A 23,575-nucleotide genomic window follows, 5' to 3' on the forward strand; every position below is an offset into this window, starting at 1 on the left:
TCCAAAAAGTGGTCGATGCCAATCCGTAACTGGACGTCTGCTCTGAATCGTTTTATGATTATGTTTGATGACCGTATCAGCAAGCATTTAATCTAAACGGCAGTTACACAGAATTCGGGATGGTCTCGGAATATGAAGTCGTTGATATTAAGGAACAATCGGTGCAAAGTTCAGCCCCATTGACTCATCAAAACCGAACATCACATTCATGTTTTGCACAGCCTGCCCAGCAGCACCTTTGACTAAGTTATCTTGAACAACGATAACTGTTAGCTCAGCACGCTCATTATCCTGATGTACGGCAATACGTAGACGGTTACTAGCGCGAACACTGCGCGTATCTGGATACAACCCTTTTGGCATGACATCAACAAACAACTCTGACGCATAGCTATTTTCAAATGCTTGCTGCCAATCGATAGCAGCACCTGCATCGGTCAACTCCATATGAATAGAGCTTAGCATGCCACGAATCATCGGTACTAAATGCGGCAAAAAGCGAATGCGATGCGCGAACTGACTGTCTAATAACTGTGCAACACCCTGCTCAATCTCAGGTAAATGACGATGGCCTTCAACGCTATAAGCCTTAAAGCTATCTGTTGTCTCAGCATAATTGAGTGCAAGCGATGCTTGACGACCTGCACCAGAAACGCCAGATTTTGCATCAATTACAATACGAGACTCAATCAAACGCTCTGCTTGCTTATTCTGGGCTGCGATAATTGGTTTTAGACCCAAAATCGCAGTGGTTGGATAACAGCCTGGATTGCCTACTAGTAACGCATTCGCAAGCTTGTCACGATTGATTTCTGGTAGACCGTAGACTGCTGTTTTCAACAGTTCAGGACAAGCATGTGACTGTTTGTACCAGTGCTCAAAGTCAGTCAGTGACTGCAAACGAAAATCAGCAGCCAAATCGATGACCTTGACGCCAGCTTGTGTAAGCGCTTCAGCTTGCTTCATTGCAACACCATGCGGAGTCGCAAAAAACACAACATCGCACTTTTGTAATGCAGCAAGCGTATTATCACCCAAGTCGCTAAAAACGATATCAGACACACCGCGTAAGCTTGGGAAGATTTCATCAGCACGAGTGCCAGCTTCGCTACGAGAAGTTAATAAATCAATAGAAACCTCAGGATGAGCAGATAATAAACGAATGAGCTCAATACCCGTATAGCCTGTGCCACCGACGATCGCTGCTGAAATCATAAAACACCCTTTTCTTGGTAAATACTAAATATGCACTGATAGATTCTGTATTTGCTTATAACTCATGCAGTTCTATAAATCATACAGTTCCACAAATGCGAGCAAAGACAGAATTAGTCTCTAAATATTCTGACTCTTAAATTTTATAATCGTGTACTGCATCCACAAACACTTTGGCATTGTCAGGATTGACCCATTGGGTGATACCATGACCTAAGTTTGCTATGTAACCAGTCTTTTCACCATCAGCGTAAGCACGGTCAAGCATGGCATTCACTTCAGAACGAATTGTCGCAGGCGAACCGTATAACGTCGCTGGATCTAAGTTACCTTGGATAGCTTTGCTGCTTTGCAATTTTTTATGCTTCTTGGTCAACTGACGCTGACTTTCAGTCAATACTTGACGCGCACGATCAATCGGCATCGTCCAATCTAAACCTAACACGTCCGCTTCGCTGTCAGCCTGAATATCAAGCCATAACCCACCACCTTTAGTGAATAGCACTACAGGTACTTGTGGATGACGTTCTTTTAGTTCAGCGACAATACGCTTATTGTAAATGTGTGAAAATTCGATAAATTGACGATGGCCTAACGCCCCGCCCCAACTATCAAATATCTGTACAATTTGAGCACCAGCTACAATTTGGGCATCTAAATAGTCAATAACTGACGTCGCAAGCTTGTCTAATAACTGATGTAGAAAATCAGGGTTACTATATAAGAAGCCTTTAGTATAACGATAATCTTTCGAGCTACCGCCCTCTATCATATAAGTAGCCAATGTCCACGGACTACCAGAAAAACCGAATAGTGGAACTTGACCATTCAATGCTTTACGAATGCTGGTTACGGCACGCATTACATAATCTAGAGAGTCGTTTGGCTCAAGCACTGGCAATCTATCAAGATCAGCCTGCTCACGAATAGGATGTTTGAACTTAGGGCCTTCACCCGTTTCGAAATACAAGCCCAGTCCCATTGCATCAGGGATAGTTAGAATATCACTAAATAAAATGGCAGCATCTAAATCATAACGGCGCAATGGCTGTAGAGTCACTTCAGTAGCGCGGTCTGTATCTTTACACAGGCTCATAAAGTCACCCGCTTCAGCACGAGTGGCCTTATACTCTGGTAAATAACGACCAGCTTGGCGCATCATCCATACCGGTGTGGTATCGATGGGCTCAAAACGTAATGCACGTAGCAATCTATCATTTTTTAAAGGTGCAAACTGTTGCTGAACCGAGTTACTACCGTCTGAAGCACTCATGTACAAATCTCCAAAACAGCACAATATCCATATTTATAAATGGATATTGTGCTGGATAAAATAAGTTGAATAAAAAAGGTTATATAAAAGCGCTATACAGTTAATGCAAGGTTGTCGCGGTGTACCATGACGACACGTTCTTCGCTACTGCCAAAGATCTTATCGAACTGTTCGGTACGCTCACGAGCAACGCGGCGCGCATCATTCGATGAGAAGTTTACCTGCCCAACGGCTATGCGCTCACCTGTATCTTGATGAATGATTTCTACCACATCACCTTCATCAAATCCGCCCTGCACTTCTACAACGCCCACTGGCAATAAACTTCTATTGTGCTCAGTCAATGCTCTTGCAGCGCCTGCATCAACGACCAAGCTACCTGACATACGTAGATGCGCAGCTAGCCATTGCTTACGCGCAATGATTTTATCTTCGTCATTAGTCGTCAGCAACGTACCTACCGCTTCGCCTGATACCACACGGGTAATAACGTCATCGATAGCACCGCTGACGATAACGGTAGGACAGCCACCCATAGCAGCAAGGCGTCCAGCACGGATTTTGGTCAACATACCACCGCGTCCAAGCTTACCGCCGTCTCCTGCAATATCAAATAAATAATCAGCCATTGCACGTTCTTGGCGAATCATCTTAGCATCAGGATTATCACGTGGGTTATCAGTGAAGACACCTTCTTGATCGGTTAAGATAATGTACAAATCAGCATTAACCATCGCGGCTGCCATCGCACCCAAGGTATCGTTATCGCCAAATTTAATCTCATCAATCGTGATGGTGTCGTTTTCGTTGATAACAGGTAGTACACGCCATTCTAATAACTGTGTCAGCGCACCCGTCGTGTTGAGATAACGACTACGATTAGACAAATCATCATGAGTTAGCAATAGCTGCGAGCTTTGAATACCATGCTGAATCAACGCTGACCACCATGTTTCAATCAACCCCATTTGACCAATAGAAGCACAGGCTTGTAGTGCTGCTAGTTTTTTGGGACGTTCCTCAAGGTTCATACGTACCACACCTTCAGCAACGGCACCTGATGATACTAGCAGTACCTCAACGCCTTTTTTGTGTAGCTTAGCAATTTGCTTTGCCCACTCATATATGGCAGTACGATCCAGCCCTCGACCGTTATTGGTTAGTAGTGATGAACCAATTTTGACAATAACGCGCTGAATATCAAAGTTGCGAGTTTGCTTAACAAATCTTGCTTCTTCCATCGTGTTTGCTATGTCATCTGCCATATAAACTCCTTTTTTCATATCAATTGATTGTAGGGATTAAATTCACAATTCAAGTATAACTGCTCAAGCATACTAGCTTAAGGAACGTACATTACCTCAACGCCATCGTCATCATCGTCGTCAAAATCAGACGTATCCAAGCCTTCACGCGCCGCTTTACGAGCCGCACGATATGCTTCACGCTGTGCTTCAGTGTTAAGACGTACTTCAGCTTCTAGACGCTCAAAACGTTCTTTTTGTGCTTCAGCGAAGATAGGATCTTCTATTTCACGCTCACGCTCAAGTTCAATATCATTCATCAGATGATATTTGACCGCATCAACGCCTTCACCAGTTAGCGTTGCCGTACGGAAGACCATACCAGTCCAACCAAGCTCTGCCACGATATGAGTACAAAGCGCATTCAAATCTTCATCATTGACCTGATCGATTTTGTTTAATACCAAAATCTGCGGTAAATTAGCCAATTCAGGAGAAAAACGCTCAAGCTCGTTTAAGATAACACGAGCGTTCTCGACTGGATCGCTACCATCAACAGGCTTGACATCAACTAAGTGTAGCAGACGACGTGTACGCGCAACATGCTTCAAGAAGCGAATACCAAGTCCGGCGCCTTCTGATGCACCTTCGATAAGACCAGGAATATCTGCCATCACAAATGAACGATGACGACCAATATCGACCACACCCAAGTTTGGTACTAGGGTGGTAAACGGATAATCAGCCACTTTTGGTCTAGCAGCAGAGACTTGACGGATAAAGGTCGATTTACCAGCATTAGGCAAACCAATCAAACCAACATCAGCCACTACTTTTAGCTCAAACTTAAGAACTTTTAGCTCGCCTTCAAAACCTGACGTCGCTTTACGCGGTGCTTGGTTGGTCGAGCTTTTGAAATGGGTATTACCCAGACCACCATCGCCACCTTTGGCAATCAGTAGTGTCTGGCCAATCTCAATCAAATCGCCCAATACTTCGTCTGTCTCGGTATCAACTACCGTGGTACCAACTGGTACTGGCAAATAAAGATCATCAGACCCTTTACCTGAACAGTTTCTACTATGGCCGTTCTCAGCACGCATGGCGTCATGACGACGCGTATAACGATAGTCAACTAGGGTATTGGTGTTGTCTTCTGCAATGACATACACATCTCCGCCCTTGCCGCCATCACCACCATCAGGTCCACCACGTGGGACATACTTTTCTCGGCGAAAACTGGCGATTCCGTTACCACCGTCACCTGCTTTTACCGTTACGACGGCTTCATCAATAAATCGCATCTTACGTTCCTTAATTCACAATCCAGTCTATAAACTGGTTACAACCAACGGTTGTATTTTGGGGTTTTGCTATATTGTTGCGTCAAAATGAACACTGTATAAAGTCTACTTTTACTTAGTGCCCATTATGACAATAACACCCGATAATCAATCGGACTATCGGGTGTTTAAGTATGACAGTTAAAGTTCTACCAAGCTATTCAAAGTAGCATCTACTGCAGCGCCATTTTTATGACACGATAGCGCTACTATACTTGGTATGACGTTATTACTCTACTGTATTTAGTAATCTATGCTGGAATCTGAGCGTAGCTGATTCCGGCCATTTGCGTCGCCAAACGCAATACCTGAGTACTATAACCTACTTCGTTGTCATACCAAACATATACGATAGCTTGGTTGTCAGTCAAAATAGTCGCTTGAGCATCGATAATACCAACATGAGTCGTACCAACGAAATCCGTTGATACCGCTTCTGTAGAATCTGTATAAGCAATCTGCGACTGCCAAGTGCTGCTGTTAGCCATTTTACGCAAGAACTCATTTAACACATCAGCGCTTGCTGGAGCAGTTTTTAGATTCACGTTCAAGATTGCTAAGCTGACGTTTGGTGTTGGTACACGAATAGCGTTACCCGTCAGCTTACCATTTAATTCTGGCAAGGCTTTACCGACAGCTTTTGCAGCACCCGTACTAGTGATAACCATGTTCATTACAGCACTACGACCACGGCGGTCTGCCTTATGATAGTTATCAACCAAGTTCTGATCATTGGTAAATGAATGAATAGTCTCTACATGACCATTTACAATACCGTACTCATCATTCAATACATTCAGCGTTGGCGTAATCGCATTGGTCGTACAGCTAGCAGCACTAACGATCGTATCATCACCAACGGTGTCATTGTTCACGCCATAAACGACGTTTTTGATATCGCCGCCAGCAGGTGCTGTTAGTAGTACTTTTTTCACGCCAGTAGACTGTAAATGCTTACCAAGGCCCGCTTCGTCTTTCCAAATACCTGTGTTATCAATAACAAGAGCATTGTCGATACCATAAGCAGTATAGTCGATTTCGCTTGGGTCTTTGGCATAGATAACTTGTACAAAACGACCATTAACGATCATACCGTTATTATCATCATCAATGCTGATGCCGCCTAAGAATCTACCATGGATTGAATCACGCTCAAGCAATGAGATACGCTTAGCCAAGTCACCAGCAGCGGCTGGACGTACAACAATCGCTTTTAGTTGTAGACCTTTTGCGCTTGACGCTTGTGACAATAGCAGACGAGTCAAAATACGACCGATACGGCCAAAACCGTACAGTACAACATCCGTCGCGCCGTTTACAGCACCAGCGTTGTTGATAGACTGTAGAGCGGTTTGTAAGTCAGTATCATTAGCAATCAGTTGACCAACATCGATACGAGTGGCTTGAATATCAGTATTTTCTGAGATAACTTTTACCATCGCTAGAGTATCAGCGATATCGATAGCTTTGGCGCCGTGATCGCGTAGTGCTACTTTTTGATGTAAAGCAAGTATTTGACCAACTGAGGTAGAGTCTAGCGTTTCACCAAACAAAGTCACTTGTACGTCTTGCTTGTTATAGAGCTTGTTTAGTAGCCCCATAAGCTCAATCGCTTGTTGCTCTTGATTGTTGTAGTTGTTCAAGTGGTCTTGATGTAATTGGCGTAAGGTATCAGCGTTGCTCACGAGAAACATCCTTATGGTCAGTAATGTATGATCAATAAAATATGAAGAAGTATAAAATAGATAGGTCGTGTATGCTCTAAATGGCGACTCTAATATGATAATCAACCACTATCAATATGGGTTATTGACACTAGAGTATTTGAATCGCCTAGATTTTAGCCTAAAACGCCTCATTTTGCCAGTAGTAACCGATTAGCTAGTGTGCATAATAGGTTTCATTCTCGTATATAGCTCTTATATATAGCTGACAATAAAAATAATGGCAGCTATATATGCTGCCTTATTCGAGACGTAATGAAATACTAATCGCTATATGGTTTAATTAAAGCAGTAAATTCAGTTACATCTATTATGGTGCTAGATTCACCGTTTGATTACTCTGCGACGTCAATGAAAATTCTTTTAAGTCATAACCTTGCTGCTGAGCAATTTGGCGATATTTAGTATACGTTTCCTGACTGATATTTGGCGAACGTGCTAATAGCCATAAGTATTTTTTATCAGGTGTCCCTACTAGCGCAGTTTTGTAACCTGCATCACGTGCCAGCACCCAATAATCAGCACGGCCGACTGGAATCCAGCGAATCCACTTTGGTAAGAACGTCACTTTTAGTTTGCTGCCGCTTTCATCGACTGGCTTAGCCAAACCTTCTGCGACAATAGTTGAACCGTCCTCGCTCACACATTTATTAGTAACCGTGATTCCTGAGCCATCATCTTTTTGTGCATAGTTGGCGGTCACATCACCAGCACATTTACGCTGAAAATACATCGGCAAACGGCCGATTTCATACCAAGTACCTGCATAAGTGTTCAGATCTACGCTATCTACGGTAGTTGGCGTACTTGCAGATTTATGAATAATATCACTTGGCTTAACCGATAGTACATCAGTCGTGGTCTTCTCACTCATCGCATCATCAGACATACCATTAGTTGCCGTGTTATTAGTTGCCATGTTCACTGGCGGCGTGGCCGCATAAGCTGAGAACGCTGCTAACGGTATAATAATTGCTAAGGCAATGCCTGTATGTTTGATCAGTCCATTCATAAATATGCGCTCCGGTATTTCTTTGTAAGATGAATTATTTGTTGATGCATCATTGATTTGCTCAGCGTCGACAGCCTGTTCAGAACCACTGTGTAGATTATCTATTTGATCCTCTAACAGTCCTGACATTAATGGCTCATCGTCAGTCAGCTTTTGTGGCTGCTTATTTTGCGCTGATTTATAGCCAAGTGATTTGTAGCCAGATGATTTATAGTCACCAGCCACGTCATAACTGTCCTCATTGCTATTTTTTAGATCTTTGCTTATTTCATTGTTACTCATAGCTGACTCTTTTGCCCTAGGGCTTTTGTCGGCGCTTTTGTATCCAAAATAGCTGTCTTGCGAAGACGTGTCTTTTGCCAGATGGTGCGAATATTCGCCATTCGAGCTGTCGTGATTATAGCTAGCATCATTACTAGCTTGATTTGTCTGTTGCGTATCATCGCCATATTCATTGTCATTGAGCGATTGCTTAGGCTGCTGAAGTTGAGAACCAGCTGCCTGTGAATCAGTCCATGCTGACTCAGGTAACTTATTGGTTTTCATAGGAGTACCATTCTTAAATAGTGATTGTTAAAAACGCTTTACGTACGGCATCTATTTGGTCTCGTTTTCTAAAAGCCATTTGCTTTGGTATAAATTATTCGTGCAAAACTTGACTCTACAAAAGCTTTATTATTGTATTTTGAGCATTACTTTTGGTTAGTCACTTGTCTATAGAAATAAGATCAACGTATCGTAGATATGCAATATATATTAAGGACAACTGGACTATTAAAACAGTAGTGCAATGTAGGAAAACGCAACGGTTTGTAAGTAACTATGGGGTTTGAGTGTTGTTTGAACACATCATAACCACATAGTTACTTGCTGGATAACTAAGTTAAAAATCAGTTATTTGAACTTACTAAGCTTAATACGCAAGTCTAATAGGGGTCACATTCAGGCAAATGGAATTATAGCTTGTAGATAGCTTTCTTGAGTCATGCGGATTATATAAACTGACGAATACCTGCCACACTGATACCGCCATACTGCAATGCTTGATTGAACATAGCAGGCTTCAGACCACCTAACCCAATGACAGGCATATCTGCTAACTCTGCTAACTCTGACCATGCTTCCCATCCAAGCGGTGTGTCATCAGGATGCGTTTGGGTAGCGAGCACAGGTGATACGAAAGCACCAATCACGGGTGGTAATGCATTCTCTATGCGCATGCTGGCAAGTTGATTGGCTGCCGTTATGCTCGCAATGTCATGGCAGCTGACGATAAGCGGATGGTCTTTAGATAACGACTGCGTGAGAGCTGTAGAACTGCCTACATCATTGAAACACTGCATCAGTGTCGAGTGTGTCAAATGCTTGGCAACTATTCGCTGGCTAATCTCTGTCTCATTAGCGGTTAATGAGCCTTGCTCATTCAAAGGCTGCTCATTATCATTAGGTAAAATCGCTAAAATATCTGGGCGTGCCGTCATCAGTTGCTCAGCAAGATGCTTAGAATTTGTGTCCTTCAAGCGGATATATACCCACGACTCTAATGCTAGATTTTCTTGGTGATACTGTAGCCATGCCGCGGCTGCATCAGGGTGTGTGCCGAAATGTGCTAGAGGATAAGTAATCGCTATCTTCGATGGGAGTTTCAACCATTCAAGGATTGTCTTATTAGCAGCGGGCAGATGATACTCTCCTGCCAAAAGCTGTGATTTGCTTACCCAAGTCAGTGCCTGCCCTTCTAAACCCTGCTCACGGTGTTTATGCTGCTCGTACTGCTCTGCTGTTAGCTCAATCTTATAAACCTGTAAGCTGACCTGCTTGTCGCCATAATCATGATGCAAACGCCCAAGCTTAACGATAGTATTATCCTCAAGTAAGATACCCGTCTCTTCAGCCACTTCTCTTATCAACGCCTGCGCTGCTGACTCATTCGCTTCTATCTTTCCGCCGACGAACTCGTAACGATTTCCCTGATGCTGAGTAGCATCTCGAAACCCAAGTAAATACTGATCTTTATAATGAATGACAGCCACTGCAACATTTACGATGTTAGGTTTGTTAGTTTTCGTCTTACTTTCCGGCTTGGTCTCTGATTGTTGATTTGACCCGTTCAACATACTTATATCCTTTATTTCGGTATTTACCTTGATTATTTTTGATAATTTAATAGTTTTTATAGGCTAGATGATTTATTTGGATTTAGCACTTAACTCATTAATTTATTTAAATAAAATGCTTAATCGAGATAGTTTATAACAGTAAACTTAGATAAGTTTACATAATAACTGCATTTTATTTTATCAATTGCCTTGCAAATTTATCAAATCTAAATGATAATTATTATCGTTAAAAACAATTACGCTATGGTTAGCCAATTTATAAGCCACTTTTTTTCAAAAGGAATTTACTATGAGCATGGTCATCTCTCGTTATTTAAACTGTCGTGAAAACCGTTTACCTACTTTGCAATCACAACATCTATTTGCACTGACTAAAGAGGTACGTATCGAGCATGAAGGCGAAGAGTATCGACTACGCCTAACTCGCAACAATCGCTTGATTCTAACCAAGTAACGCCTATTTCAATAGTATCTGTTTCAATACTTCTATAAAAAAACGCCTTCATTATGAGGCGTTTTTTTATAGGTTCTACAACTTAAAAATAATTTCAAAAGCGCTCTCAGCTGACATCAATTAGAAAGCAGTTGTCTTACTAGGGCGTGTCCTCATTTTAAAAATGGTGATAAAAATGAGATAAATCGCAGTCAAACAAGGAAAATAGCGCAGATAATATCGAGATATTAGTCAGCTATTTGACGCCATTTGGCAAGATTTAGCCATTTTTAACCCATTTAGATAACTATCGATTGAATTGAGGACATGCCCTAATAAACGATTTAGAACTGCCAACTATAGACCACATCTACTGCATTTTCCGCTGCTGAGCTTGCTTCTACATAGATGCGGCGCGTCAATTGATAACGAACAGAAAGGCTGTTTTGCGCATTGAAAACACCCACACCATAGCGAATGTACAAATCAGGCGTTACGTAACCTGTGACATTGACATTGGTATCCTCGCTACTACCTGAGGCATCAACTGTCAGACTCTGCAAACCAAACGCTTGCCCAATTTGATTGGTCAGGCTACGAGTGCCACTCAGACCAAAGCTCAATCCAGCGGCGGCCAGATTATTGGTCACTTGCGACTTAAACCCTTGCTCACTGATTTGTGTCGCGCTCTTATTATCGATGCGACCTGTCACCAAGGCGTTCATTGCTTGCTGCTGGGTCAGCCCTGCATTGTTAAAGACGACAATATTGGGGCTTTCGGTGGTTCCTTTGACACGCAGACCTACTGTCTTGCCATTAATGGTTTTGGCCGCTTCAATACTCAAGCTCGGTTTCATCACATCGCCATTGAAACGCACTTGACCATAATTCAGCTCTAGGCTTTGGCCAAAGGCATTGATGTTGGTACGGCGTGAGACCTGCACAACACCTCTAGCACGCATGATACCTGTACCATTCTGAGTAATATTAATCGCACCTGCCAATGGAATGACTGCGCCAAAACCACGGAAGTTGATATCGTCGCCCAAATCGACACCGATATCAGCATTGATTGACCAAGGTTTTGAGATAGCCAGTACTTCATCGATATTACCAATCAAACGGCGATCTAGTACAACTGCATCCTCAGTCTGAGTGATGATATCTTCGCTGGCTTCAGGTGGACGAATGGTCGCAGACGGTACACTGATCGCCCCTTTTATATCGACATAACGATCGCCTGGACGCACGATAATATCGATATCAGGATCAATCTCAGCCACCAGTAATGGCGGTTGAGTGATGACTAGGCCTTCACCAACGATACTCAACTTGGCCTGCAGTTTTTGCTGCCAATTGACTGTCCCTGTCAATGCGCCTTCACCTGTACCACTATTGAATGTACCGTCAATGGTCGCTTGCGTACCGCGTATTTTTGCAGCAGCATTTACTTTGGACAGATTCACTGGCAAATCAAGCATGGCTATACGGCCGTCAGAGAGTTTTACGTCGCCATAGAACTGCGGTTTGGTTAAAGTGCCGCCTAGGCCGCCCGCCATTGTAACGTTACCTCTTAGGACGCGCATACCAGGGAAGAAAGGCTTAAATATCGCAAGATCAAGCTCGTTCAGTACCAGTGCACCAGAGATTGGTTTAGGGTCTTTATAAGGATCGACGATCACCTCAGCATAGCCACGCGCCCCACGTCCAGTATTGATATCGGTACGCAGCTTGATACCCTCAGGCACAGACAGAGCAATAAGAGAGACACGCTTGTATGGCAAGGTCATTGATGTGCTCTCGCCATCTTGAACGAGGCCAATCTTACCGTTATCTGAGTATAGCGTGGTATTGATGGTTGGAGGACGACCACGTTGCCATCCGACGATTGCTTTACCATTAATCTTGCCATTCCAGTCAATATCTTCTGGCAAGAACACTGAGAATAACGACGTATCTAAATTCTGCAACGCTACATTGACCTCACCTTGGTCCGGCGATGCCACTAGTTTTTCACGTAGACAGAGCTTGCCGGTTTGATCCGTGGCCTGCCAGCAGTGAGCGGCAAGCTGTACTTTTAGATCACGGTTCTCACCACCCTGATTGTAAGGTAAATTCACAATCAGCTGTGCAGGTTGCAACTGATTCAAAGTCGCATATTTAGATTTGATGCGGCCTTTTCCAATGACACCTGACCAACTTAGCCTGTCTCGATCAAAACCACCTTTTAGCCTAGCACCAACATCAAGTTGCTTATTGGCTACATTTAGATCGACCACATGAGACTTTTCGGTACCATTAAAAGACGCTTTAACACTATCGAAACTTTGACCAGCAGCATCTAGACCTTCAGCCGTTACGATTAACTGGCTTGGACTATTGGCTAAGTTGACCAGCTTGCCGCGTACACGGCCTTGACGCAATATAAAGCCAGGTAGCGCGAGTCTCTCACCGACCAGATCAATATAAATAGTAGGCAGTGCTTGACCAGCCGGTTGAGACAGCGTGGCACCGCCAGTGACTTTACCAGCCAGTTGGCTAGATAGTTGATCTAGACTGGTGATGTTAATTTTGGTTTGTAGCTGTTTGGCATTGCCGTTAGCGGTGACATAATTGTCACCCCAACGTAGTACAAGGTTATTAGCATTTAAGCTATCAATCAAAGCATTCACTTGCTTATACTGTGCTTGGGCATCTTGGGTCTGAAGTTGTTTAAAGTAACTTGCTAAATCTTTAGGCAAACGCATTTTCGCTGATAGGCTGCCTTTGGCACTCAGTTGCTGCCCCTTTAGCATGCCATTCAGATTGACTTGTTTAATATTGATGATTTGCTGTGTGTCACTCCAGCGGCCATCTGTATCAATCGTACCAGTGATAAGGCTTGGGGTATCTTTTAGGAAGTAGCCAATGTTAAAACGATCCATGACCGCGTTGATATCCCATGCAACGCCTTGACGCACATCAACGGTTCCGCTGGCATCGATACTACCTGCCGCACCCACATGACGGAAACGGTTGATACGTATCAGCTGGCTGTCACCACTGGCTTCTATATTCAGCTTACCTGCTGGCAATTGCTCGGCATCCAATATGCCGTTGAAATTTACGGCAAAGCGCTGCAAAGTACCTGCAGTATTTTTGCTGTTCTTTGGTGCATTTTGCCATTCGCCACTGGTTTTTAAATCGCCTGTGATTATCGCTGGATTATTGGGTAAGAAATAACCCAAATTGAACTGGTCAAAACGACCATCTATATTCCAGCCGATATTTTTACGTAAGTCGATGACCCCTTTAGCATCAACTGCGCCCGCTTCACCCTTATAGTTCAGCTTACGAATACTAATCAGCTTTGGCGTACCCGCAGCATCGATGGACAGACGGCCTTGTGGTACATCTGCTGTATCAATCCGACCATCAAAACGCGCATCAAATACTGACAGCTCACCACCTATGATATCGACACTGGCATCGCCAGCACCAGTAATACCAATAGCACGATCTGCTTGCGTCGCATCGAGCTGCGCTTGCATATCGGTATTGTTTAAAGTAATCACATGACGCTGTCCGCTAACACCATCTTTAGTGATGTTTAGCAGTCGACCACGCGCGCTTATACTACCTGTTAGGCGCTCAAGCGGTAAATCGCTACGATATTTCTTAGGAAGTAAACCTTTGGTACTGGCGTCAATCTGCCATGTCAGTGGACGCTGTTTGCTCGCTAACTGAATCTGTCCTGTGCCGGATAAGTCTCCTACGATGCCGTTATAATTAAGACGATTGATATCTATGACATCACCAGCCTTACGTATACGTAGATCATAGTTGCCTTTGGGGGCAGCATTGAGCTCATTGATGACGGCATTGGCATCGACTGATAGGGTCGAACCTCGAACGATGACGTCCGCCTGCCCACTAGGACTGTCGATATTGCCAATATTGGGTACGTTACGGCGGGTTAAGTTTTTCCAGTTAGCATCAATATACCAAGGCGCAACCTGCTTAGATTTAGCAGAAGTTTTACCACGGATCATATTGGCATTGATGTGCTCACCATCGCGCTGACGCAAATCTGCATCAATCTGCGTGTTACCAGTAGGATTCTGCTGCTGATAACGCAATGACAGCCTACCGTTAAGGGTTTGCGGTGCATAAGCTTTAAAGTCAGCATACTCAGCCGGAATAGCTTGGCGAATATTAAAATTACTGCCTGTCGCACGCACCGTGGCCTCAAAGCTGTCTTTCCAATCTAGAATACCTTGCAACGCCAAACGTCCCGCTGGCACGTCAGCATCTAGGCGATCTATACGTAGCTGACTGTTGGCAATAACGGCGCGGCCTTGATAATGACCTGATGGAATGTCTTTGGCGGTCAATTCAGTATTGATACGCAGCCGTATCTCAGAAATGACACCAGAAGCTGTAGCCGTACCGCTTTGTAGGCGAATGTTTTGGCTGTCAGCGTAAGGGATAAGAATATCATCCCACTGTAGTTTTGCATCAAACGGCGCACCCGCATCTAGCCCCTGTACTACAAAGTCGCCTTTCACATCGCTATCGTTATAACGACTACGTACTTTACCGACAGTACGTTTAAGCGTTCCCGTTGCAGATATGTTTAACGGGTCGATATAGGCTTTTTCAAGGGCGCTGACTTCCGCAATCGCACTCAAATCTAGTGGATAGTCGCCCTGTAGGTCGATCTCGCCTTGTAAGGCACTGATTTTTACGATATCAGCGTACTGCAAGTCACCACGGTCAATGGTCACCGTACTACCTACCCACGTCAGGTCACGCGCCGTAATATCTTGAATAACGATAGGATCTTTGGTTACTTGCTTATAAGTGATTTTCTTAATTTTTGCTTGGTCAAAACGCAAATTTACTGGCAACTTTAAAGTTTTATAATCAAATGGTTCACCAGTAGGTGGTTTTTTATTGATAATTTCTATAGTCTGAATGTCTGCATCGCTTAAATGCACTTCTTTTGCAAATACTGCGCGCCAGCCTATTTTGACGTAGGCCTTATCTACTAATATCTCAAGATCTTCAGTCGCTTCAATATCGATATCAGTGACCCAGATACCATCGCGCAAGTTGCCGCGTCCGTATTTGAAATCAATACCTGTTTCAACACTGATTTTTTCTAATATAAACTTCGTGCCAGCGTCAGTCCCTGCCGCATAAAAGAAGATGGCGAACATAATTGCTAGTACGATAAGCACCAATACCAGAAGTTTGAGCAGAAATGACAACGGATACCAACGCCTAACGGCACGGGCATCACGCTGTGCTGGATCTTCATCTGGAGCATTATTAGGCGGGGTATTTTCTGTCAGCATGATACTCAACTACGTTAAAAAATGAAGACCAGCAATCGGTACGATAAGTAATGATTGGAACATTTGGAACTACTAAAAATTTAGAGCTACTGCATTAAGCGTTTATAACGGTGACCCAATAAAGAAGTGTAGTCGTACTGGAATACTTTCCTCGGTCACGCCAGCAGCCACATCGACACGCACCATTCCTACAGGCGACGCCCAACGGATACCGACACCAACGCCGACTTTTGTCTCAGTATCAAAATCTTTGTCATAGGCATTACCGACATCTGTGAAGAATGCGCCACGGAAACCTGGTTTAAATTCATAGTTATACTCAGCACTACCGACCGCTAGCACCTGCCCGCCAGTTAGATAGCCTTTATCTAGTGGTGACAAGCTCTCATAGTCATAACCACGGATACTCTGATCGCCACCTGCAAAGAAACGCAACTTATAAGGCACATCGTAAAAATCATCCGCCCAGATATAACCTGCATTGGCACTACCTAATACTTGATGCTTTTTGTCTTCGCCAAAGCTATAGATACCACTAACGCCTGCGCGAATAATCGCCATATCGGTATCACTGAATGCGCTATCAGTGCCAGCCTCGATTGAGTAGTACTGGCGCATGCCCTGCGTTGGGTTGGTAGCGTTGTCAGTATCTGTTTTATTCATACCATAGCCAAATAGCAGCGCGCGCTGTTTCGGACTTGAAGAGGTAAAGCGGATAGGCAGATCATCTAGTGCTGCCCCATCAACCCCCGTCTCAAGCTCATCCAAGCGGTAACGCACAGAGTAGCTACGATTCCAACCAGTATCACTACGGATATTACGTGCCAAAGCTGCTTTTAGCGTTGTGGTTGACAGGTCGAAGTTGCCTTCACCTTGATCAATTACCTCTTCTTCATAAGTCAAACGCCCATCTAACTTATCATTGAGCGGATGCTTCCATGGACGACTGGCATAGACAGCCACGTTTTTGCTGATTCTCGATACTTCCGTCTCAGCCCCTGCTTGATAGCCTTGGCGATTGAGCAAGTTGTAGTCTATTTTTGCGGTGGCGCGAACGCCTGTATCTGTTCCATAACCCAGACCAACTTGAGCGTCACGTGGTTTGTCCGCATATACAAACACATATAAAGGTACTTTTTTGCTTTCTGCAACGTCTTGCGGCGTTTTACGTCCTGCTAGCGTTGGCGGTACAAAGTTTTCGTCAGCGATCAGACTCTTTTCGTCAGGGAATATCTTTTGTGCGACATTACTGATTGAGTCACTGATTTTGCCCAATAAATTATCAGCTTCCTGATCTTTTTCATCAAGCACCCGGTCATTCGGCAAGCGGCTTAGTCGTTCTGCTTTTTGTCTGATAGCTTGCAGCTTATCAAGAGTGGCTTCATCAGCCTCAAAATCAATAGCAGCGATATCCGCTTCATTGACCGTCTCGCCGCTGTTAGCACTCAGAGCATCATCGCTCTCTGCACCTATATCGCTATTATCGTTAACCGTATCTTCTGTGCTAGCAGTTACATTTGAGGCAGCTGCGCCATCATTGCTACTCAGACCTGCGACGCCATCATTGTCTACATCAGAATCTAATGTGTCGTTACCCTCGGTAGCAGCATTGTCAAACGCCAAGGTACCAGCTTCACTACTATCAGTTGGTGGTAGTATCGACTCGACGTTGACCGTATTAAAGTAACGAGTTGCCGATAAGTCATTACTAAACTTAGTAACTGCTGGACGATAAAACGGCTCACCCGGCGTAAAGCCATAGAGCTGTTGTAACAATGAAAGCTCTACTGGTAGCTTGTCGGGGTCTTGGGTCAGCGTATTGGTTTCTTTGTCGTAAGTAAAAAACACCACATCGTCAAACTCGTAACGATCACCCGTGTTATAAACCAACGAGACATCTGCTTTATTGTCCGGCAAGATGATATCAACGGATTTGTTCAGCCAATACTGGTCAAAGTAGCCGTAGGTATTGCTCAAGGCCTCTAAAGCCGCTTTACTGCTCTTATAGACACGATGATTAAAAATATCGCCTTCTTGCGGTGGCAAATCTGCCTCAAGCGTTGCAAATTCTTCTTGCTCACTGCCCTCACCGCGAATCTCAATAATACGGCTGTCTACCAGTACCGGCTCGCCTAGCTCTTCAATCACAACATTGACTGTATCGCGATCAGGCTGGGTCAAACGCATCTCAACCTCGTAGTAACCAACGGCTTTAGCAGCATTCTGTGCTGTTTCGCGCAAACGTGGCAATGCCGCAGTAAAGTCAATAACCGACTGAACGGAAGTGTCATCCAGTGCCGCTTTGATGTTTTTCATTGGCTGAATATCATTGTCAGCCTCAACCAACTGAGCCTTACCATTAGGAGAGTCTTCAGCGGATACTTGCTCTAGATAAATAGCGGTTTCTACATTTGGCAAAGCCACCACGCCACCGTCGTTAAAAAAGCGATTGTAGAGACGCGTCACGATATTACCTCTATTACGCGCGCGTGGCCGTGGTCTATTGGCTTGTTCGATACTTTGATCGACGGCCTGAGTATCATTCTGATAATCTGGTAGATAGTCATTAGGATTGATAATATCTGTTGTCGTACCTTCTACATTGGCAGGCACATTCGTGCCAGCTATCACCTCATCACTACTATCATCAGTCGTCAGGCTATTTTCATTCTTAACAGTAGCTTCATTGCTAACGACATCTTCGTTGCTGACAGCGCCACTTACCTCAATCGGACGTGACATCCCTTCAGCTGCGCTCGCCTGTTCTTCTGTTGTTTCACTTCTACCCAACGTATCAAGGTTGTTAGGTGCTGGCAAGTTTGTTGCATCTAGCTCTACATCGAGACCAATTGGCGATGTTGTGTCATCTAACGTAGCGATTGGTGCATCAAAGTCACTGTCGTTATTACTAATATTGATACTATCAATGTCTTGAGCATTCTGCGCATCCATTGCAGCTAGCTCACGATCGATCTGCTCAGGCGTCATCATTTGATAGCCTTGCTGCTGAATCTCGGTTGCTTGTTGCAACAGGTCATCATTAGAAGCGACTGATTGAGCATTGTTTGGATTATATGAAGTACTTGGACTATCAGGGAAACTCTCTAAATTCTGAGAGTTGTTGTTTTGAGAAGTTGTATTTTGTGAATTACTGCTCTGAGAAGATAGGTTTTGAGCATTGGCATTTTGCGTCGTCGAGTTTTTAGAGCCTGACTTTGTCGAGTTGGGTTTTTTAATTCCTAAGCTCTGTTCGCTATAGTCGTCCAATACTGACTGATCAATGATGCCTTGTTCCACTGCTTTTTTTAGACGTAGCGCATCTAGAGCCATATCTAGCTGAGTGTCGTCATCGGACAATGTAGCTGATTGCTTGATAGATGCTTGCTCATTAGCAGCTTGACTATTGTTATTCTGGTTACTAAACGTTTGACTGCTATCAGTTTGGTCAGCAGCAGATAAGTTGGTGATAGCCGTATTGTTTGCATTATTAATGGTATCTGCCATTGCCGCAGGTGCCATACCGAACAAACTGGTCGCAAGCGCAGTGCACAGTGCAGAGCGTCTGAAATTTTTACGCGGCGCTGCTGGATATGTACCTGGATTATTACTATCGTTTTGGATTATGGCTGTGTCACGCTGCATCATTAGACCCTTGCATGCTCGAGTTGAAGGCTGCTTTATCATCTTTACGTCCTATCAGCTCACGCGGCACAATCTTATCAACGATAACGATCGTCAAGTCTGACCGGTGAATAAACTTATAGCAGTTATCTGGAATTAATGGTTTACTACTTTAATTTTATGACTGGTTATCTATAGTGTCGGCTTTAGCACTGTATGTCTACTGCCTTATAAGGCTACTAGCTTAGAGAAGACTACTAGTTTATAGATAGCGTTGATGGGTAGTAGCAGCCTTTGTTTTCACTACTATTTATACCCTAAAATGCAATCACATAAAATTTATAAATCATAACTTAGTTAAATATCGAATCATAGCATTGACTGCATGTATTTTCACCGAAGCCTTGCTATTATACGGCTTAATATTGATAAAACCTATGCTATATCTTGATATAGTTTTTAATAAAATTTACGATTATCATCATAAAAAAATTGTCGTTCAGCGCCGATATTTTCTCTATCAGTCGCGATTTATCTGTAGGAATGTCCATGTCCAACCAGTTTCAGTTGTTCAAGCGCCGTCGTTTTAGCGCTATGTTTTTCACCCAGTTTTTGGGCGCATTCAATGACAATATTTTTAAGCAGGCGCTCATACTGGTGCTGACTTATACTGCCGCCAGTAAGTTAGGTGTAGAGGTCAGTATTCTTAATAACTTGGCCGCCATGTTATTTATTCTGCCCTACTTTTTGTTTTCTGCTTTGGCAGGACAGATTGCTGATAAGTATGAAAAATCAAAGCTCACACAGTTTATCAAACTCCTTGAACTGGTCATTATGGCAGTTGCCGCAGTCGGTTTTGTCTTTGAATGGTATGCACTGCTATTTGTCGCGTTGTTTTTGATGGGTACGCATTCGACCTTCTTTGGACCGATTAAATACGCTTATCTGCCACAAGCGATGAAAGAAGATGAGTTGGTCGGCGCCAACGGCCTTTTTCAGATGGGTACGTCGCTGGCTATTTTGGTCGGGATGATTGTCGCTGGTATTTTGACTCAGCTATCGCAGTCACTGTATTGGATTAGTGCTACGGTGTTGGTTGTGGCTGTTTTAGGATATCTAGCTGCGCGCTATATCCCTAATATGCCAGCGATGCAGCCTGACCTGAAGATTAACTGGAATATTATTACAACCAGCTTAGCCACGGTTCGTTACTTATACTCTCTGCCTTTTTTATTCTTTATCATTCTTGGTAACAGCTGGTTTTGGTTTTATGGGGCGACATTTTTGACCCAAGTGCCAGAGTTCAGCAAGGTGATTTTGCTTGGTGATGAGTCCGTCGTTATTTTCTTACTCACATTGTTTTCTGTTGGTGTGTCAATCGGTTCGGTACTGTGCAAAACATTGACCAAAAATAAAGTTAGCTTGCGTCTATTACCTTTTGGTATTGCTGGATTAAGTATCTTTGCTATTGATTTGTATTTTTCACTTTCAGGTTTAGATATAAATGTGAATAATGGCACATTACTTGGCATCGGTGATTTGTTTAATATAAGCGGTAGCTGGCGGGTATTCGCGGATTTATTCTTATTAGGGTTTAGTGGTGGTTTGTACATCGTACCGCTATATGCTTCTATGCAAGCCTACGCACCTAAGAGTCATCGAGCACGTATTGTTGGCGCAAATAACATTTTTAACGCGATATTTATGGTCACATCAGCGATTTTTGCGATTGTTATCTTAAATGTTTTAGGATTTACGCTGCCGCAGTTATTTTTGGTGACAGGGCTATTGAATATTGTGTTTGGCGCATTCTTATACATCAAACTCAATAAACATATTAAGCATGCCGTTATCCAAACTAACGATGGTATAGCACCGTAAATATGGTTAGCTCAATAGATACAGTCTAACCGTTGCGCTGATGATTTTGTTGCTGTTATAGCTATAGTAGTCTACCAACCATCTATAGATTATTTATGAGCTATCTAGACAGTAATATTTGAGCCGATAATTTGGATTGTTTGTTATAGTAATACGCATTATGCCGTTGCATTTAGACGGTAATACACTTTATTTTATTGACAGTTTTTAACACCATCAGGAGTGAGTTATGACCCTGCGTCCTTTATCTAAAATTGACCAGTTGTTACTTGGGGTCGATAAGGCATTACGAGCTGTCGTGCCCCATTCCAATCCAAGCACGCGTCCGTTGCCCGTCAGTAGCGATGAGATTCCTGAGCTGACCATTACAGAGGCGCGGCACGTCTCAGGTCTTATGCGTATTAATCATACAGGTGAAGTATGTGCGCAAGGTCTATACCATGGCCAAGCGTTTGCCGCGAAAGATAGTGGTGTCAAACAAGCCATGCAACAATCGGCCGAAGAAGAAGTCGATCATTTGGTCTGGTGCGAGACTCGTCTAAGCGAGCTTGGTAGCCATGCCAGCGTATTTACGCCGCTTTGGTACGGTATGTCTTTTGGACTCGGTGCGGTAGCAGGCGCGATCTCCAATGAGTTTAGTCTAGGGTTTGTAGCGGAGACAGAAGCGCAGGTCAGCGAGCATCTACAGGATCATATCAAGCAATTACCTGAGCATGATCAGCGCTCAAAAGAGATACTGGCACAAATGGATAAAGAGGAGCTGCATCATCGCGAGCTAGCACTTGCAAGTGGCGGCGCTGCTTTGTCTCCCCCAGTACGTCGGACCATGCGATGGATGGCAAATCGTATGAAAGATACCGCTTATCACTTATAACTTATGATTACAGGTACTGTGGTTAGCTGCTGTTGTCGATTTTCTTACTAATTAATAGCTGCACAGATTTACGTAGGTTTGCTTAATTCTAGCGATTAACAATCCTACCACAGATAGCGTAAAGCTTAATTTGCTACGGTATTAAAAATTTGTACGATTTTGCAGCAATGCGCTATTTATATTACCGTCCAATCAATGAATAACAACCAAATAAATTAAACAAGGTAACGATTTTTATGAAAGCGATTTTCTCTAGTAGCCACTCTATTAAGTCACCAAAGTTTGCGACGTTGACCGTTATGGCTGCAACCTGTGCCATGCTGTTATCTGCACCTGTGAATGCAGCAGAAACTGACGCAACTGCAACGGCTGTACCTAGTGCGATGGATTCAAGCAAACGTGTGATTCGTCTTGCTCGTCCTAATGCAGCTATCAGTCCTGCTCAAGCCAATGCCGCACAAACAAGCTTGCCAGCAACACCTGCGAGCAACAGCCAGCCGACTAATGCACAAACAACTAACATGCAATTAAGCGGCACTCTGCAAAGCAATGCATCTCAACCTCAAACACCGCAAATGATGTCACCTGCTGCTGCACCTGTCATGAACGGCACTACTCGCGTTTATGAGCCTGGTCCAATGACAGCTACTGGTATCGACCTGCGTAGCGGACAACTTCCGAATATTCCTACACCGCAAGTACAGCTCTCAGACATGAGCTTTGTTAAAACCGTACTGATTCCACAACAAAAAGGGCTAGGTACTGATAAGCTTGATGTTAGTTTATTAGATGATTTCATCGCTGATGTATCCCCTAACGCGCGCCACTATCCACCAAATTTCCCTAACCGCACACAGCGTCATTACACTCGTGAAAAAATCAAAGTATTAGCGGATTGGATCGAACCGTATGCCAAGTCCCCAAATGCTTCTTATGACGTGTTGCTTCGTGCCGCTAAGCTAAACGGCATGGGTCGTAACCTAGACTTAGGTTCAGACTACACAGTACGTGGTGGTCAGTATGTCGATCGCGCTATCAAACTGCAACCTGATAGTGGTGAGGCTAACTTCCTATACGGCATGATGCTATCAGAAGGCGGCGGGTTCAAAGAAGGTCAAAAGTATCTAGATCGCGCTGTCGCTTTAGGATACACCGAAGCAGAGCAAAGCTTGGCACAGTCAGATCTACTCAGTGACCGTCGTTCTAATGCATTAGAACGCTTACGTCGTCTTGAAGGGCAATACCCTAACAATACTGTTATTCCTCAACAAATCAAACTTGTTGAAGAAGGCAAATTCTACATTTGGGATATCCCTGCCCCTGATATTAGCGTAAAACCAGGTGCGTAGAAATTATGTACTTGTTGAGATTAGCTATTGAGGGGTTGATTCATAAGATATTTGTTTCATAAGACTTTCACTAGGTCAAATATCTAATAAATAATCTAAGCTTTAAATACCAAGCGCTTTTGTTTTATATCTATAAGACAAAAGCGC

General features: G+C 43.7%; 13 protein-coding genes. 4 read left to right on the plus strand and 9 right to left on the minus strand.

Going from position 1 to position 23,575, the window contains the following annotated elements; all coding sequences use genetic code 11:
- Positions 1–147 precede the first annotated feature (147 nt).
- The 7 genes from argC to JMX63_RS04040 form a co-directional block, all read right to left on the minus strand.
- A complete protein-coding gene (gene argC, locus JMX63_RS04010) occupies positions 148–1,215 on the minus strand; it encodes an N-acetyl-gamma-glutamyl-phosphate reductase (protein WP_201571118.1) in 1,068 nt (355 codons plus the stop codon).
- A gap of 136 nt (positions 1,216–1,351) precedes the next feature.
- Positions 1,352–2,488, minus strand: coding sequence for a uroporphyrinogen decarboxylase (gene hemE, locus JMX63_RS04015; RefSeq protein ID WP_191114928.1), 1,137 nt, complete (start codon positions 2,486–2,488; stop codon positions 1,352–1,354).
- A gap of 92 nt (positions 2,489–2,580) precedes the next feature.
- Positions 2,581–3,753: a glutamate 5-kinase gene (gene proB, locus JMX63_RS04020; protein WP_057759177.1), complete on the minus strand. Its 1,173-nt coding sequence runs from the start codon at positions 3,751–3,753 to the stop codon at positions 2,581–2,583.
- A 77-nt stretch (positions 3,754–3,830) separates the two neighbouring features.
- Entirely contained in the window at positions 3,831–5,036 is a 1,206-nt protein-coding gene (cgtA, locus tag JMX63_RS04025) for an Obg family GTPase CgtA (protein WP_101206151.1), read from the minus strand.
- A gap of 290 nt (positions 5,037–5,326) precedes the next feature.
- Positions 5,327–6,769, minus strand: coding sequence for a glyceraldehyde-3-phosphate dehydrogenase (locus JMX63_RS04030; RefSeq protein ID WP_201571120.1), 1,443 nt, complete (start codon positions 6,767–6,769; stop codon positions 5,327–5,329).
- A gap of 340 nt (positions 6,770–7,109) precedes the next feature.
- Positions 7,110–8,357 (minus strand): lipocalin family protein, encoded by a 1,248-nt coding sequence (locus tag JMX63_RS04035; protein ID WP_201571122.1) that lies wholly within the window; start codon positions 8,355–8,357, stop codon positions 7,110–7,112.
- 446 nt (positions 8,358–8,803) lie between these two features.
- Positions 8,804–9,928: an NUDIX domain-containing protein gene (locus JMX63_RS04040; RefSeq protein WP_201571123.1), complete on the minus strand. Its 1,125-nt coding sequence runs from the start codon at positions 9,926–9,928 to the stop codon at positions 8,804–8,806.
- Between the two features lie 298 nt (positions 9,929–10,226).
- On the opposite strand from JMX63_RS04040, the gene hemP reads away from it, so the two are divergent.
- Complete coding sequence (gene hemP, locus JMX63_RS04045; protein ID WP_227672156.1) at positions 10,227–10,385, plus strand: hemin uptake protein HemP; 159 nt, start codon at positions 10,227–10,229, stop codon at positions 10,383–10,385.
- Positions 10,386–10,708: 323 nt separating this feature from the next.
- Here the strand turns inward: hemP and JMX63_RS04050 are convergent, their stop codons facing one another.
- Both JMX63_RS04050 and JMX63_RS04055 read right to left on the minus strand, forming a co-directional pair.
- Positions 10,709–15,703 (minus strand): translocation/assembly module TamB domain-containing protein, encoded by a 4,995-nt coding sequence (locus JMX63_RS04050; protein ID WP_201571125.1) that lies wholly within the window; start codon positions 15,701–15,703, stop codon positions 10,709–10,711.
- Positions 15,704–15,805: 102 nt separating this feature from the next.
- The gene (locus tag JMX63_RS04055; protein WP_201571133.1) at positions 15,806–19,387 is read right to left on the minus strand and encodes an autotransporter assembly complex protein TamA; all 3,582 of its coding nucleotides are present in this window, start codon (positions 19,385–19,387) and stop codon (positions 15,806–15,808) included.
- A gap of 486 nt (positions 19,388–19,873) precedes the next feature.
- On the opposite strand from JMX63_RS04055, the gene JMX63_RS04060 reads away from it, so the two are divergent.
- From JMX63_RS04060 to JMX63_RS04070, 3 genes are all read left to right on the plus strand, one after another.
- Positions 19,874–21,205 carry an MFS transporter gene (locus tag JMX63_RS04060; protein WP_201571135.1) on the plus strand — a complete coding sequence of 444 codons (1,332 nt, stop codon included), beginning with the start codon at positions 19,874–19,876 and terminating at the stop codon, positions 21,203–21,205.
- A 235-nt stretch (positions 21,206–21,440) separates the two neighbouring features.
- Complete coding sequence (gene coq7, locus JMX63_RS04065) at positions 21,441–22,079, plus strand: 2-polyprenyl-3-methyl-6-methoxy-1,4-benzoquinone monooxygenase (RefSeq protein ID WP_201571247.1); 639 nt, start codon at positions 21,441–21,443, stop codon at positions 22,077–22,079.
- Between the two features lie 236 nt (positions 22,080–22,315).
- Positions 22,316–23,428 (plus strand): tetratricopeptide repeat protein, encoded by a 1,113-nt coding sequence (locus JMX63_RS04070; protein ID WP_201571137.1) that lies wholly within the window; start codon positions 22,316–22,318, stop codon positions 23,426–23,428.
- Positions 23,429–23,575 lie beyond the last annotated feature (147 nt).

The organism is Psychrobacter nivimaris (genome assembly GCF_904846365.1).
Lineage (GTDB): Bacteria > Pseudomonadota > Gammaproteobacteria > Pseudomonadales > Moraxellaceae > Psychrobacter > Psychrobacter nivimaris_B.

Bases quoted from the DNA above. Each gene is read 5' to 3' on its own strand.
- JMX63_RS04070 (WP_201571137.1), top strand. From the start codon at position 22,316: ATGAAAGCGATTTTCTCTAGTAGCCACTCTATTAAGTCACCAAAGTTT.
- proB (WP_057759177.1), bottom strand. From the start codon at position 3,753: ATGGCAGATGACATAGCAAACACGATGGAAGAAGCAAGATTTGTTAAG.
- hemP (WP_227672156.1), top strand. From the start codon at position 10,227: ATGGTCATCTCTCGTTATTTAAACTGTCGTGAAAACCGTTTACCTACT.
- JMX63_RS04040 (WP_201571123.1), bottom strand. From the start codon at position 9,928: ATGTTGAACGGGTCAAATCAACAATCAGAGACCAAGCCGGAAAGTAAG.
- hemE (WP_191114928.1), bottom strand. From the start codon at position 2,488: ATGAGTGCTTCAGACGGTAGTAACTCGGTTCAGCAACAGTTTGCACCT.
- cgtA (WP_101206151.1), bottom strand. From the start codon at position 5,036: ATGCGATTTATTGATGAAGCCGTCGTAACGGTAAAAGCAGGTGACGGT.
- JMX63_RS04055 (WP_201571133.1), bottom strand. From the start codon at position 19,387: ATGATAAAGCAGCCTTCAACTCGAGCATGCAAGGGTCTAATGATGCAG.
- JMX63_RS04050 (WP_201571125.1), bottom strand. From the start codon at position 15,703: ATGCTGACAGAAAATACCCCGCCTAATAATGCTCCAGATGAAGATCCA.
- JMX63_RS04030 (WP_201571120.1), bottom strand. From the start codon at position 6,769: ATGTTTCTCGTGAGCAACGCTGATACCTTACGCCAATTACATCAAGAC.
- JMX63_RS04035 (WP_201571122.1), bottom strand. From the start codon at position 8,357: ATGAAAACCAATAAGTTACCTGAGTCAGCATGGACTGATTCACAGGCA.
- JMX63_RS04060 (WP_201571135.1), top strand. From the start codon at position 19,874: ATGTCCAACCAGTTTCAGTTGTTCAAGCGCCGTCGTTTTAGCGCTATG.
- argC (WP_201571118.1), bottom strand. From the start codon at position 1,215: ATGATTTCAGCAGCGATCGTCGGTGGCACAGGCTATACGGGTATTGAG.